This is a genomic window from Klebsiella sp. CN_Kp091 (assembly GCF_040065095.1).
Classification (GTDB): Bacteria; Pseudomonadota; Gammaproteobacteria; order Enterobacterales; family Enterobacteriaceae; genus Klebsiella; species Klebsiella aerogenes.
Genome location: NZ_JBEAIO010000049.1, coordinates 810450 through 823582 on the forward strand (window position 1 = coordinate 810450; position 13133 = coordinate 823582).

The following is a 13133-nucleotide window of genomic DNA, read 5'->3' on the forward strand; positions in this document are numbered from 1 at the left end:
TCGCGCCCTTTTCTACCCGCTCAGTCATGGATTTTAACCCCCAGACAACCGCGAACAAATTCAGGATTAAAATGTTTCACCGCTTCACCCACATAGCCTAAATCCAGTGCGCTTATTTGCGCCATTTCGCTATCAGTCAATGAGAAATCCCAGAGGGAAAAGTTTTCTGCAATACGTACCTGCCGGGTAGATTTAGGAATTACCGTGACACCGCGCTGCACGTTCCAGCGCAGAACAATCTGAGCAATGGTTTTTTGATGGGCAGCGGCAATCCCCTGAAGCATTTCATCTTCATACGGTTTATGTCTTCCGCCGCCTAACGGCGCCCAGGCTTCAGGCTGAACGTTATAGCGCTTCATGGTTTCCAGCGCGGCGGGTTGCGCGAAGTAAGGATGTAATTCGACCTGGTTCACCATAGGCTTAATTCTGACGGTTTCACAGAAATTGGCTAAGACATGCGCATAGAAGTTGGATACGCCAATGGCTCTCAATTTACCGGCTTCATAAGCCTGTTCCAACGCGTGCCAGGCGCTGAAATAATCGCCCATGGCCTGATGCAACAAATAGAGATCAAAGTATTCCAGACCCGATTTTTTCAGCGACGCCTCGATACCGGCTTTGGCCATATCGCCGTTGACCATGTCCTGAACCCACAGTTTTGAGGTAATAAATAATTCCTCACGGGTACACAGCCCTTCGGCGATGGCCTCACGAACCGCGTCACCCACGGCATCTTCATTACCGTAGACGGCTGCGGTGTCAATAAGGCGATAACCGGTACGAATAGCGCTTAACACCGACTGCTTACACTCTTCCTTATCGGTGACCTTAAACACGCCAAAACCGACCATCGGCATTTTGAGGTTGTTACTTAATACTGAGTATTCCACGGCAAAGCTCCCGTTATGTTAAAACACCATTTTAGGCGAGGAACGCCACCATGATTAGCCCGTCATTTATGATTTGACCTATGCAGCGAATTCATAAATACAGACAGGTTATTTTGGTAAAAGGCGCCAGAACCCCAGGAAAGAATCAGGACTCAGCGATCAGGTTTATTACCCTGACTATAAAGTAAATGACAGAGATACTCACTCAAGGACCAACCTCTACGTTCTGTATGATCCGGCCAGGTGACCCCATTTCAGGGGTACCAGGAAATTAAGTTGGCGATGTCAGAAGCGCCGGAGAACACCACAGAAAAATGATGGCAAATAAAACGCGGATCCCCTGAAAACGCAACGGACCGATCCGCCATCAATGCACTTTTCGTTTGATTACCATCACCAGGCTCAACAGTGTAAATACCATCATGATCCACGACATTGTCCACGGCGTGCCGTCGCTCATCGCCGAGAGTAAAAGCGATGACACAATCCCGCTGCCGTACTGCAACGAGCCGATCAACGCCGAAGCCGACCCCGCCATATTGGATGGCACGGTATCCAGCGCCGCCGCCGTCGATGCTGCGGCAATAATGCCGTTCATGGAGAAAAAGATAAAAATCGTCACGACCATCATCGCCATGCCGCCAGTCTGCATTTTCGCGCCAGCGGCCAGCACAACAGTTGCCAGAGCGGCAACAAGCGCCGCAACCCGCAACAACGTATGCAACGGATGACGCTGCACCAGACGGCGATTAATGGAGCTCAGTCCCATCACACCAATGATATTGATGCTAAACAGCCAGCCGTAATGCTGTGGGTCAACATGGAAATAGCTGATGTAGACAAACGGCGAACCGGCAATAAAGGCGTAAGCGGCCACGTAGAAAAAGCTGACGCAGAGGGTATAACGCAAAAATTCGCGATTTTGCAGTAACGAAGCATAGTTTCCGAAGGCGCTGCTCAGCGGCGTTGTCAGGCGCTTTTCACCCGGCAGCGTTTCCGGTAACCACCAGAGCGCAATAAACATCGCCCCACCCAGTACCACCAACAGCCAGAACACGGCGCGCCAGGAGGCAACGGTGACAATCTGTCCGCCCAGTAGAGGGCCAATCACCGGCGCGATAGCACTGATGATGACCAGCGTCGAAAGCATTTGCGCCGCGCGCGTGCGGACATAGAGATCGCGGATCATCGCCCTTGCCAGCATTGGTCCGGTACAGGCACCAAAGGCCTGATACACGCGCCAGAAAACAATCTGCGGCATACTGGAAGACATCGCGCATCCGGCTGAACCGATCACAAACAATACCATGCCGATAAACAATGGCACGCGGCGTCCGATTCGGTCACTAATTGGTCCCCAAATCAACTGGGCCAGCGAGAACCCTATCAGAAAACCGGTAATGGTCAGCTCCACATTCCCCTGCAATTCAGAGGCCATCATCGGCATAGAAGGCAGATAAATATCGGTGGAAAGAGAGGTAAAGGCCATTAATGCGCCGAGAATAACGATAAAAAAGACGCCGGATGTCGCAGCGCGCCCGGCCGGAGAAATGTTTTTTTGCTTGTTCATAATGCCCTGATACTGTTTTGATGGGGAAAATCGTAAACGCGTTGCCAGCATTCATCGCAGGGAATAGATCAATGCGGCAGACGCTGAAGTTTTGTGAAGCCGCGACCCAACCGGGACGGGCACCGCAGACGTTCTCGCTGAGACTATGATCATCTCTTCTTTCCATCTGCATAATTTAATTGCTGAGCTGCAGATACGGTATTCGCAGAAATAAATCCTATGACCAATGTAGTAATAAGCAGTGCTTTCATCTCTAATGCCTGTTTAAAAGAATATATTTGAAACTGGACTCATATCAGGAGGAGCGTTCTCCGTATGTATATTTAAATATACAAACCTCAGCTATCATAAGACTGCCCACTATTTGACAAAATTGTCAGGCTTTTTGATTGGTTAAATTTTTTAAATAGAAATTCAGCTCGTTAATAATGCACTCAGGTTCTTCCACGAGTGGCATATTGTCCATATCTAAAACCCCATCATTTTTTTGCGGATTATCCGCCTGCAGGTCTGCAAATAGAGGCGTAAGATCCTGCTGCGCTTCGCCTCGTTCAGCGACCAGCTCAAACGTTTTATTTTTTGCCGCGTGGTTGCCCAGGGCACTGACCAGAACCCGGGCGATTTGCTCCCGGGATATCACACCATCTTCTGGTGTTCCTGTATGGCGTCGATCCCCCTGGAGCATAACGATTTTGTGCTCATCATCATTGTTGTAATCAAACCAGCCGGGCCTGACGATGGTATAGGGGTGACCACTGGCCCTGACCAGACGTTCGGCACGTCTTTTCCAGTCATGAACTTCAGTGCGTTGATTCCAGGTGCTGAGCCGTTCAGTTACGCCTATCGTGGTCATTAAGGCGATGTGAACAGCCGTCTCCCTGAACATTCGGACAATGTTACGCACACCGCCGTAATCTATCGCTCTGGCGCCAATACGCCCCTGTCCATCTGAGCCGAGCGTAAAGACGATGGCATCAATATCTTTTGGCAGATCGATGAGAGTTTCAGGCATTGAAACATCGCCGTAAAATACCTCCGTTCCACGAGGAAGCAATTTTACTTTGTGCCTATTTCTGACCAGCGCAACGGGCTGATGGCCCATTTCGATAGCGATATTGACGACATGAAGGCCAATGCTTCCTGTTGCCCCCGCCACGAGTATTTTCATGATAAACCTTCTGAAAGTTCAGACTTATTTTCGATACAGTCAGAATATCAATTATCATTATTGTCAGTAATAGGGCTAAAATGATTGTGTCTATGAACCCCCTTCATGAATGCATATTGAAGGGTATGCTCCCCTAGGAAATCACCGATGCTCAAAGAAAACTTCAATGAACTCCAGATCTTTCTTGTGGTGGCAAGAGAGCGAAGTTTTACCAAAGCAGCGGGTAAGCTCGGTGTGTCTCAGTCAGCTCTCAGCCATGCGATGAAGGCACTGGAGGAAAGGCTAAATATCCGCCTTCTGACCCGCACGACACGAAGCGTTGCCCCGACAGAAGCCGGTGAGAGAATTATTGCCTGCCTTGAACCCCGCATTGCCTCCCTTGAGCAAGAACTGGAAGCGCTGGTACAACTCAACGGCACCGCCTCCGGTAATATCCGTCTATCTGCCGGGGAACATGCCGCGCGGAGCGTGGTATGGCCAAAACTGAAACCTTTCCTCAGAGAATATCCGGAAATTAACCTGGAGCTGGTGGTCGATAACGGTTTTGTCGATATTGTCGAGGGGCGCTTTGATGCCGGGATACGACTGGGTGAAAGCGTTGATAAAGACATGATTGCGGTGCGAATTGGCCCGGACATGCGCATGGCTATTGTCGGTGCCCCATCCTATTTCGCCACGAACCCTGCACCTCACACGCCGCACGAGCTACAACATCATCGCTGCATCAATATGCGGTTACCGACTGCCGGTGGTCTTTATCACTGGGAATTTGAGAAGGAAGGAAAACCTTTACGGGTCAGAGTTGAAGGACAGGTAACGTTTAATCTGCAGGCGGAAAGGCTTGATGCTGCCTTATCCGGTTTTGGCATCACCTGTATACCTGAGGACAGGGTGCAGGACTATATAAAGTCAGGAGAGCTCATTCAGATTCTGCAGGAATGGTGCCCTTCCTTCCCTGGATATTACCTTTATTACCCCAGCCGCAAACAGCATCCACCGGCCTTTGCGCTGATGATCGATGCGCTTCGCTACCAGGAATAACGGGTCCGCCATTCGCGCGAACCCGCCCTGCTATTAACGACCCACGCGAGCCTGATGCTCAGGCGAGTAACGTTCGCCGACAATTTTAATTGATTCAAGCGCCCGGGTTATCTGTCGCAACGCATCCGACGAAAGAATGATGTCAGCAGCCCCCAGGTTTTCCTCCAGCCGGTGCAATTTCGTGGTACCAGGGATGGGAACAATCCACGGCTTTTGCGCCAGCAGCCATGCCAGCGCGATTTGCGCAGATGTCACACCTTTCTCTGCAGCCAGTTCACCCAACAACGAGACCAGCTTTTCATTGGCTGCAATCGCCTGTTCGGCGAAGCGTGGCACACGACTGCGGAAATCATCCTGACCAAACGTCGTTCCTGACTTAATCGCTCCCGTCAGGAAGCCTTTGCCTAACGGACTGAATGGCACAAAACCGATACCCAGTTCCTCCAGCAATGGCAGGACCTCCTGCTCAGGTTCACGCCACCACATGGAGTACTCGCTTTGCAGGGCTGTGACGGGTTGTACCGCATGCGCACGACGAATGGTTTGCGCACCCGCTTCGGACAGACCGAAATGTTTGACTTTGCCTTCCGCTATCAGGTCTTTCACTGTTCCCGCAACCTCTTCAATCGGGACATCCGGGTCGACACGGTGTTGATACAGCAGATCAATGACATCCGTCTTCAGGCGGCGTAATGATCCTTCCACCGCTTCACGGATATGCTCCGGACGGCTGTTTAAAATCTGCTGCTTGTTGTCTTCGCCAAAAGTAAAACCAAACTTGGTGGCAATGACCACGCGGTCACGAAACGGTTTTAAGGCAAGGCCTACAACTTCTTCATTAAGGAAGGGGCCATACACTTCGGCGGTATCAAAGAAGGTGACGCCACGTTCAACCGCAGCGCGAATAAGTTCGATAGCCTGACGCGTATCTGTCGCCGGGCCGTAGCCGTGGCTTAAGCCCATGCAGCCGAGCCCAAGCGCGGACACTTCGAGTCCTGATTGACCCAGATAACGTTTTTGCATTGATTAATTGCCTCTTTTATCGCGACTTAAACATCCAGTTTGCGACCGGCCAACCATTCAACTCTGGCAGGATCGCGGTGTGAGAAGAAAGCACTTGTTGCGGTGTCGATAGCAGTAATCTGCAACATATCTTCATCACTCAGTTCGAAATCGAGAATGTTGATGTTCTCTTCCATGCGTTCTTTTCGCACTGTTTTTGCCAGCGAAACGATGCCTCGCTGGAAAATCCACCGCAGCACAACCTGTCCCACGCTTTTACCGTACTTCTGGCCAATCGCCGTTAATACGGGATGCTCAAACAGACCATTTTTACCTTCTGCAAACGGCGCCCAGGCTTCCGGCTGAATACCCCGGCTTTGCATCCACGGCACGGGATGCAACTGCTGGTTGAAGGGGTTTACTTCAATCTGGTTTACCGCCGGGGCAACGTGGTTGAAGGCAATGAGATCGGCCAGTCGGTCAGGATGGAAGTTACTGACGCCAATGGCGCGAATTTTGCCAGCCTGTTGCAATTCTTCCATGGCACGCCATGCCCCATGGACATCACCGTAAGGCTGGTGAATCAGGTACAGGTCAACATAATCAAGTTGCAGTCGATTCAGGGAGCGTTCGAACTGGGCTTTAGCGCCTTCGTAATGAGTATCCTGAAGCCATAGCTTGGTCGTTACAAAGAGCTCGTCACGGGCGATGCCGGTCTGTTTCAGTGCATTCCCGACTTGGGTTTCATTCTGGTAAGACGCGGCGGTATCGATCAGGCGGTATCCCGTATCGATGGCATCGATAACGGCTCTTTCGCATTCAGCGGCATCAGACATCTGAAACACACCAAAGCCCAGCAGGGGCATTTCAATACCGTTGTTCAGTTTTACAGTTTGCATCACGTTATCCTTTGGCTGTTGTTCAGAAAAAGCATAACGCGAAGTGATTTATTCGATTAGATGGTGTAATTAGCTAGGGTTTATTAGGTATATTCATCAATTTGGCGATATTAGCTCTGGATATCATCAACGGAGCATTTACTTTTCATAAGGGATGCAGATATTTTTAGTCCGTATCCCTTATAGATGAATGAGACGGATTCTATTTAGCTCGATGACAGAACGTCTTGTTTTAAGGCGGTCGCCTTTACTTTATTACTTGAGTAAATGAAGAAAAGCGCGATACCTAAGCAGAGGATGGCCCCCAGACGACTCATCGAAAACGAAATGGATTGATTTCCCAACCAGCCAAAGTTATCGATTAACATGCTCATGGTTAACTGTCCGAAGATAACGGCGACTGTGGCAATCGCGGTCCCTATTCGTTGTACGGCTAAAACCATGATAACGATATAGGGTACGCCAAACATGGCACCCAGCAGTTGCCATTTAGGTACATCCATCAGTGTAACCAACTGTTTTGGTTCAAAAAAGAAAATAAGCAAAGCGGTGATAATTGCGCCTACGGAAAAGGTCAGGAACGCGCTTTTAAATACCCCTACCTGACTACCCAATTGTCCATTAATGGCCGCCTGAATACTCAACATGGAGCCGCCTATAACGGCTAAAACGATCATAATAAATGTCATAGTCTCACTTATCCTCTGGCAACCAGAATTAATGCAGCGATGATAAAAATAAGGGCAATAATTCGCTTACTGTCTATTTTTCTGGGGGGTGTACCGAGTAAACCAAAATGGTCTATTATCAAGCTCTTAAATACCTGACCTGCTAAGATACCGATCATCGTCATCGCTATCCCAATGACTGGCGTGGCCACGGTGAGAATAACGACATAAACTGGCCCGAGTACGCCACCAAGTAGCTTCCACCCAGGCAAAGAGAAAAATGACGGGCTATTGCGTGGGCTGAAAAAAAGCATCAGCAGGAAAGTCAGTGCAGCGCCTACGCCAAATATGCTGAACGTTGCCCATAAATCACCAACCTCCCCCCCTAGCGGCCCCAGTAAGCCTGCCTCGACTGACAGCCCCATACCGCCAGCGATAACTAACAAAATCAGTACCAATTGCATAGCAAACAATCTCCAGATGTGCAGGCGATGAAGACTACGCCTGAACATGAATGAGAAAAATGCCATAATGCAATAAACACCTGTGCAGGAATTGCATTAATGTATGATTTAAGCCATATCAATATTCGATCGCTCTTCATTTTCATTGCAGTGTATGAAGTGCAGAACTTTTCCACTGTGGCTCGTCGCGAAGGCATTTCTGCCTCTCAGGTTTCACGCGTCATTCATCAGCTAGAAGATGCGGTCGGTCAGCAACTTTTCTATCGCAATACGCGCGCCATTATTCCGACAGAGAACGGTCATATTTTTATCCGTTATGTTCGGGCGGTTACCAGTAGCCTGGACGCTGCCCGACGGGAACTCAATGAAAGGACGCTTGAGCCTTCCGGGCTAATACGCATAAATGCTCCCGTTTTTTTTGGGCAAAAGCATGTCGCACCCAAATTGGCGGGGCTGACGGAACGTTACCCACGCCTCAGTATTGAACTGACGTTAACTGATGATTACATTGACCCACATAAAGATGCCGCTGATGTCATTTTTCGTATCGGTGAGCTTACTGACTCATCTTTTCATGCACGCATTTTTGGACAGCAGTGCTATCGCCTGGCAGCATCACCGGCTTATCTTCAAAAGTATGGCGTACCTGATAACCCGGCGGATTTAAGCCGACATAAGTGTCTCGTTTACCGCGGTTCATCCGGACCGAATCGCTGGCTGTTGCGTCGAAAAGGTGGGGAGTGGATGCACTATCCAGTCTCTCCGTTGATGTCTTCCAATAATGCCGAGACTTTACTTATTGCAGCATTGGGCGGTATGGGGATAGTCCTTTTTCCGGACTGGTTGATTGGCGAAACGCTACAAAGCGGCGAACTTATTGAATTAATACCAGATATGGAAACAGCGATTAAGACCGAGCCACAAAATATTGCTGCTATTTATCCTCATGCTCGTCACCCAACGTTAAATGTCAGGGCCGTAATTGATTATTATGTAGAAGCTTTCGGTTCGCCGCTATACTGGCAGCTAAGCGATACTCTTTCTAAGTAATTGTGATGATATGCCTGTAAGAAATGGGTCACCCTGGCGACCCATTTCTTACTCGTGACGATTAAAAGAGAATGCAGCAAATAGTATATAGCGCGATAATAATATTCTATTATCACAATTCATTGTGAGCGCGACAGCATGTTACTGCATACCATTATGTATATACTTAACTAATTTTAATGTCATCGAAGTTGATATCTTCCTCTTCTTGATCATTGTTTATAACAACATCGCGAGGTACATCTTTTTTGATGACAGCATAGACGGTTGCTGTGACTAATATATTAACTATCAACGCCATAATACCCGCCATGGGGTTTGACATTGTTGGCAGCATCAATACACCACCAAAAGGTACAGTTGCATCAGCGCCATATACCATGGTGATTGCACCGCCACAAGCACCGCCGATTGCCGCTGCTGCAATACCGCGAACGATATCATTCATAACTATAGGTATAGATCCTTCAACAATATTCACTACCCCCATAGGAACCGCCGATTTCAGCATTTCGATTTCTTCGTTATTATAAATGTTTTTGCGAAACAGTTTGGCGATAAAAAATGCCAGTCCAAAACCGATGGGTGTTGCTGTGTTAACTAACTGCAGGGCCGTAACTGGCTCATTTATACCCTGTGCCTGGAGAGTTAAGACGAATGCGAAGCACGTCTTATTGATCGGCCCACCAAAGTCAACGATACACAACGCCCCAATAACAGCACCTAATAGTAAATTAGATGAAGTACCCATACTTCTCAGGAACGATGTGAGGGCATCGGTAAAAATACCAACAGGCGTGCCGATGATATAGACCATGAGCAGAGCACTGAAAATGGACGCAAAAAAAGGCACAATCAATGTAGGCATTAAACCCCGGGCCCAGCCAGGAACCTTTACATTTTTAATGATAGCAAGAGCAATATACCCGGAAATGTAGCCACCGATCATGCCACCGATAAAACCCGCACCAATAGCATTAGCTGCCAGACCGACAACAAAACCAGGGGCAATACCCGGCTTACCCGCGATTGAACCGGAAATTCCGATAGCAATAACGACGGGCAATAGTCCGAGCGCCTTAGCCCCCATGGTAGCGAAAGTCTGCCACAGGTCAAATTGACCCGATACTAAAGAGTCCTGAACCGTCCCTCCAAAACCCATACCGATGGCAATAATAAACCCAGCACCACAGACAATCGGAATCAAGAATGAGATGGCAGTCAGCAGATGACCTTTAGGGTTTGCTGCTTTCCATATTTCTTTTATATTCATAAATTACGCCCTTTATTTTATATAGGATACGCATAGGTAGGTGTTATGAATTGACTAATTCACCAAGCTTTTCAATAAGCTTATTTGGTGATTTAACGGCCATTTCCGTAGGTACTTTGACGACTTTCTTGCCGGCAAACCTTTCTTCACCGGAAACTTTAACATCGGCGGCTAACAGGACGATGTCGGCTTGGGCAATTTCTTCAGCGGTCAAGGCATTCTCGATACCTATAGTGCCTTGCGTTTCAATTTTTACATTGTGCCCGGCTTTTTTTGCTGCTATTTCAATTTTCTTTTGCGCAATATAGGTGTGTGCAATGCCTACGGTGCAAGCTGTAATTCCAACAATATTCATAACTATTCTCCAGAGTTGGTTGTTTTGATGCTATGGTAGATATGATAATTAAATTAAGCGCTGGCACCTTCAGCGTTCAATAGATCAATAATTTTCTGAGGGGAATCTTCCTTCAGTAATTTCTCCACTATCTCTTCATCGGCAAGTGAACCTGAAACTTGTGATAATAATCGGATGTGGGTGGCATTTTGGTCCACCAGGCATACAGCAAATAAAATAATACAGCGAACGTCGCTACCATCCATCGTTTCCCATGGGATTTGATGTTGGGTTCGTCCAATGGCCAATGCCGTACGGGTTACTCCTGAGGATTTACCATGCGGGATCGCAATATGATTTTCGAATCCAGTAGAGCCCTGCTCCTCACGTAACCAGACATCTTTCAGAAAAACATCTTTATTAATAACTGCGCCATCATGCACTAATAAGTCAGTTAATTCTTCAATTGCTTCTTCTTTACTTTTAGCCATCATGTTCAATTTGATATTTCTTACATTCAGCACACTCGAAATGTCCATAAGTCACCTTCGTTAATGTAAATAAATGATCATCAGTAATCAGCAATACCGGCTTCTACCACCACGCAGTCTGCCAAACCCGCCGGGGCCCACAGCATCAATAGAAAGCATTCGCAAGCGTGCGATGAGTCGTCACGAACTCCAGATATAAAAGGGTTACAGCGCTCTCAACCATATAAATCTAACGCGAAGGCAAAGAGACAGACCGGTTAAATAGACTCTTTGCACTGCACAATGGCTCAATACGGCTGAGCGCGCTGCAATTTTCAGGCAGCGATTTCGCGTTGATAGATATCGACCATTTTATCCCATGCATCGCTGACGTTATCCGCCAGGGAGAACAGGCCCGAGGTTCCCACAATAAAGACGTCAACGCCCGACCGGGAGATAACATTGAAGGTTTTCTCGTTACAGGAGCCGTCAATTTCGGTCAGATAGTGGTAACCATGCGCTTCGCGCATCGCAATCAGTTGTTTAATTTTATTGAGTGATTCCGGGATAAACTTCTGGCCTGCGTAGCCTGGGTCAACCGACATGACGGTCACTTTATCCAGCAGGTGGGCGTACTCTTTAATCGCATCAGCCGGAGTCGCAGGGTTCAGCACCACACCGCAGCGACGGCCCGCATCTTTAATCTGGTTCAACAGCCGGAATATTTTGTTATTCGCCGTCTCAGGATGGAAACTGATAATATCGGCCCCTGCATCAATGCACATTGGAATAATATCTTCCGGATGATTCACCATCAGATGTACGTCGATCGGCACATCGGTAATTTTTTTCAGGTTTTCGATAAAGAACGGTGATAGCGTAATGTTCTTTACATAGCTGCCATCCATAATATCGACGTGATAAAAATCAGCCCGACCGTTCATTGCCGTAATTTGCTCTCTGAACTGCGTTAAATCCATACACATTAACGAGGGCGAAAATTTAGCTGCCATACCTCACCTCTATAAAATTAGTTAGTTAAACAGTGACACGACATGCCCAAGAATGATGCCAACAACGCCAAAGTCCGCATCGCCAAAGGTGGTGGATGCAAAGCCAAGGTCGCCCATCAGAGGCAGCAAAATCGCGGGCAAAAAAGAAATCAACAGACCGTGAGCGAATGCCCCCACCACCGCGCCGCGACGACCGCCGCAGATGTTGCCGTAAACGCCCGCCGTCGCGCCGCAGAAGAAGTGCGGCACCAGGCCGGGAACAATGACGCTTAAACCAAGCAGTGGGCAGATGAACATACTCACCAGACCAGCGGCAAAACTTGACAGGAAGCCGACTATCACCGCGTTCGGGGCGAACGGAAAGACGGTTGGACAGTCGAGCGCCGGTTTAGCGTCTTTCACCAGCTTGTCGGCGATGCCTTTAAAGGCCGGAACAATTTCGGCAATAATCATGCGAACACCCGCAAGGATGATCCACACGCCTGCCGCGAAGGTCAGCGACTGGATAATGGCGAAGATGATAAAGTTCTGACCACCGCTGATGCTGGTCTCAACAAACGCTTTACCTGCGACCAGTACCAGAATCAGGAACAGGATCATCATCGTCAGTGAGATGGCCACCGAGGAGTCACGCAGGAAGTTCAGCGTTTTCGGCACCTTCAGCTCTTCAATCGACGGGCTGCCTTTACCGATCGCTTTTCCCACCAGCGCCGAAAGCAGATACCCGGTTGAACCAAAGTGGCCCAGCGCCAGGTCATCAGTGCCGGTAATTTTGCGGGTAAATGGCTGCAGAATAGCCGGAGAGACCACCATCATGATGCCGAGGATCACCGCCCCCACCAGTACCACCCAGAACGGCGACAGACCACCGACTGAGAGGATGACGGCCAGCATCGCCGACATATACAGCGTGTGGTGGCCCGTCAGGAAGATGTATTTCAGCGGCGTAATTCGGGCAAGGACAATGTTAAACAACATCCCCAGCACCATGATCATGGCTGTCGCGGTACCATAGTTTTTCTGCGCCAGCGCCGCCATGGCGTCAGTATTGGGGACAACACCCTGAATATGGAAGGAGTGCTCAAACAGCTGGCTAAACGTCGTTAACGTCGTGGCGACAATCGCCGCCCCGGATGTTAATATTACAAACCCCATAATGGTTTTGAGGGTTCCGGAAATAACGTCGGAAACTGCTTTTTTCTGCAATAATAAGCCGATCAGGGAAAACAGACCGACCAGTATTGCTGGTGTGCCCAACACATCATGAATAATAAACTGCAGCATAGAATGA

14 protein-coding genes are annotated in these 13133 nt (G+C 48.6%); 2 read left to right on the top strand and 12 right to left on the bottom strand.

The window, feature by feature from the left end; translation table 11 throughout:
* Positions 1 to 20: 20 nt before the first annotated feature.
* The 3 genes from ABLV17_RS24425 to ABLV17_RS24435 all read right to left on the bottom strand — a co-directional run bounded on the left by ABLV17_RS24425 (position 21) and on the right by ABLV17_RS24435 (position 3628).
* Positions 21 to 890 carry an aldo/keto reductase gene (locus tag ABLV17_RS24425; protein WP_308958384.1) on the bottom strand — a complete coding sequence of 290 codons (870 nt, stop codon included), beginning with the start codon at positions 888 to 890 and terminating at the stop codon, positions 21 to 23.
* A gap of 367 nt (positions 891 to 1257) precedes the next feature.
* A complete protein-coding gene (locus tag ABLV17_RS24430; protein ID WP_308958385.1) occupies positions 1258 to 2460 on the bottom strand; it encodes a multidrug effflux MFS transporter in 1203 nt (400 codons plus the stop codon).
* A gap of 376 nt (positions 2461 to 2836) precedes the next feature.
* A complete protein-coding gene (locus tag ABLV17_RS24435) occupies positions 2837 to 3628 on the bottom strand; it encodes an SDR family oxidoreductase (protein WP_113373178.1) in 792 nt (263 codons plus the stop codon).
* Between the two features lie 147 nt (positions 3629 to 3775).
* Here ABLV17_RS24435 and ABLV17_RS24440 point away from each other — a divergent pair, with 147 nt between their 5' ends.
* Positions 3776 to 4669: a LysR family transcriptional regulator gene (locus ABLV17_RS24440; protein WP_308958386.1), complete on the top strand. Its 894-nt coding sequence runs from the start codon at positions 3776 to 3778 to the stop codon at positions 4667 to 4669.
* A 33-nt stretch (positions 4670 to 4702) separates the two neighbouring features.
* On the opposite strand, the gene ABLV17_RS24445 is transcribed toward ABLV17_RS24440, so the two are convergent.
* The 4 genes from ABLV17_RS24445 to ABLV17_RS24460 form a co-directional block, all read right to left on the bottom strand.
* Positions 4703 to 5692, bottom strand: a complete 990-nt coding sequence (locus tag ABLV17_RS24445; RefSeq protein ID WP_348854741.1) for an aldo/keto reductase — start codon at positions 5690 to 5692, stop codon at positions 4703 to 4705.
* A 26-nt stretch (positions 5693 to 5718) separates the two neighbouring features.
* Entirely contained in the window at positions 5719 to 6570 is an 852-nt protein-coding gene (locus tag ABLV17_RS24450) for an aldo/keto reductase (RefSeq protein WP_113373176.1), read from the bottom strand.
* Positions 6571 to 6776: 206 nt separating this feature from the next.
* Positions 6777 to 7259: a DMT family transporter gene (locus tag ABLV17_RS24455; RefSeq protein WP_087859403.1), complete on the bottom strand. Its 483-nt coding sequence runs from the start codon at positions 7257 to 7259 to the stop codon at positions 6777 to 6779.
* A gap of 8 nt (positions 7260 to 7267) precedes the next feature.
* A complete protein-coding gene (locus ABLV17_RS24460) occupies positions 7268 to 7702 on the bottom strand; it encodes a DMT family transporter (protein ID WP_271032397.1) in 435 nt (144 codons plus the stop codon).
* Between the two features lie 99 nt (positions 7703 to 7801).
* Between ABLV17_RS24460 and ABLV17_RS24465 the strand changes: the two genes are divergently transcribed.
* Complete coding sequence (locus tag ABLV17_RS24465; RefSeq protein ID WP_308958390.1) at positions 7802 to 8752, top strand: LysR family transcriptional regulator; 951 nt, start codon at positions 7802 to 7804, stop codon at positions 8750 to 8752.
* A gap of 166 nt (positions 8753 to 8918) precedes the next feature.
* On the opposite strand, the gene ABLV17_RS24470 is transcribed toward ABLV17_RS24465, so the two are convergent.
* The 5 genes from ABLV17_RS24470 to ABLV17_RS24490 form a co-directional block, all read right to left on the bottom strand.
* Positions 8919 to 10025 carry a PTS fructose transporter subunit IIC gene (locus ABLV17_RS24470; protein ID WP_308958391.1) on the bottom strand — a complete coding sequence of 369 codons (1107 nt, stop codon included), beginning with the start codon at positions 10023 to 10025 and terminating at the stop codon, positions 8919 to 8921.
* Between the two features lie 43 nt (positions 10026 to 10068).
* Positions 10069 to 10380, bottom strand: coding sequence for a PTS fructose transporter subunit IIB (locus ABLV17_RS24475; RefSeq protein ID WP_001028229.1), 312 nt, complete (start codon positions 10378 to 10380; stop codon positions 10069 to 10071).
* Positions 10381 to 10433: 53 nt separating this feature from the next.
* The gene (locus tag ABLV17_RS24480) at positions 10434 to 10898 is read right to left on the bottom strand and encodes a PTS sugar transporter subunit IIA (protein ID WP_308958393.1); all 465 of its coding nucleotides are present in this window, start codon (positions 10896 to 10898) and stop codon (positions 10434 to 10436) included.
* Between the two features lie 266 nt (positions 10899 to 11164).
* Complete coding sequence (gene alsE / locus ABLV17_RS24485) at positions 11165 to 11842, bottom strand: D-allulose 6-phosphate 3-epimerase (protein ID WP_308958395.1); 678 nt, start codon at positions 11840 to 11842, stop codon at positions 11165 to 11167.
* Between the two features lie 21 nt (positions 11843 to 11863).
* Positions 11864 to 13126 carry a PTS ascorbate transporter subunit IIC gene (locus tag ABLV17_RS24490; protein ID WP_308958396.1) on the bottom strand — a complete coding sequence of 421 codons (1263 nt, stop codon included), beginning with the start codon at positions 13124 to 13126 and terminating at the stop codon, positions 11864 to 11866.
* Positions 13127 to 13133: the final 7 nt, after the last annotated feature.

Excerpts from the sequence above, each read along its gene's own strand:
- ABLV17_RS24465 (WP_308958390.1), top strand. The coding sequence starts at position 7,802 with ATGTATGATTTAAGCCATATCAATATTCGATCGCTCTTCATTTTCATT.
- ABLV17_RS24450 (WP_113373176.1), bottom strand. The coding sequence starts at position 6,570 with ATGCAAACTGTAAAACTGAACAACGGTATTGAAATGCCCCTGCTGGGC.
- ABLV17_RS24435 (WP_113373178.1), bottom strand. The coding sequence starts at position 3,628 with ATGAAAATACTCGTGGCGGGGGCAACAGGAAGCATTGGCCTTCATGTC.
- ABLV17_RS24445 (WP_348854741.1), bottom strand. The coding sequence starts at position 5,692 with ATGCAAAAACGTTATCTGGGTCAATCAGGACTCGAAGTGTCCGCGCTT.
- alsE (WP_308958395.1), bottom strand. The coding sequence starts at position 11,842 with ATGGCAGCTAAATTTTCGCCCTCGTTAATGTGTATGGATTTAACGCAG.
- ABLV17_RS24470 (WP_308958391.1), bottom strand. The coding sequence starts at position 10,025 with ATGAATATAAAAGAAATATGGAAAGCAGCAAACCCTAAAGGTCATCTG.
- ABLV17_RS24430 (WP_308958385.1), bottom strand. The coding sequence starts at position 2,460 with ATGAACAAGCAAAAAAACATTTCTCCGGCCGGGCGCGCTGCGACATCC.
- ABLV17_RS24460 (WP_271032397.1), bottom strand. The coding sequence starts at position 7,702 with ATGCAATTGGTACTGATTTTGTTAGTTATCGCTGGCGGTATGGGGCTG.
- ABLV17_RS24480 (WP_308958393.1), bottom strand. The coding sequence starts at position 10,898 with ATGGACATTTCGAGTGTGCTGAATGTAAGAAATATCAAATTGAACATG.
- ABLV17_RS24490 (WP_308958396.1), bottom strand. The coding sequence starts at position 13,126 with ATGCTGCAGTTTATTATTCATGATGTGTTGGGCACACCAGCAATACTG.
- ABLV17_RS24440 (WP_308958386.1), top strand. The coding sequence starts at position 3,776 with ATGCTCAAAGAAAACTTCAATGAACTCCAGATCTTTCTTGTGGTGGCA.
- ABLV17_RS24455 (WP_087859403.1), bottom strand. The coding sequence starts at position 7,259 with ATGACATTTATTATGATCGTTTTAGCCGTTATAGGCGGCTCCATGTTG.
- ABLV17_RS24475 (WP_001028229.1), bottom strand. The coding sequence starts at position 10,380 with ATGAATATTGTTGGAATTACAGCTTGCACCGTAGGCATTGCACACACC.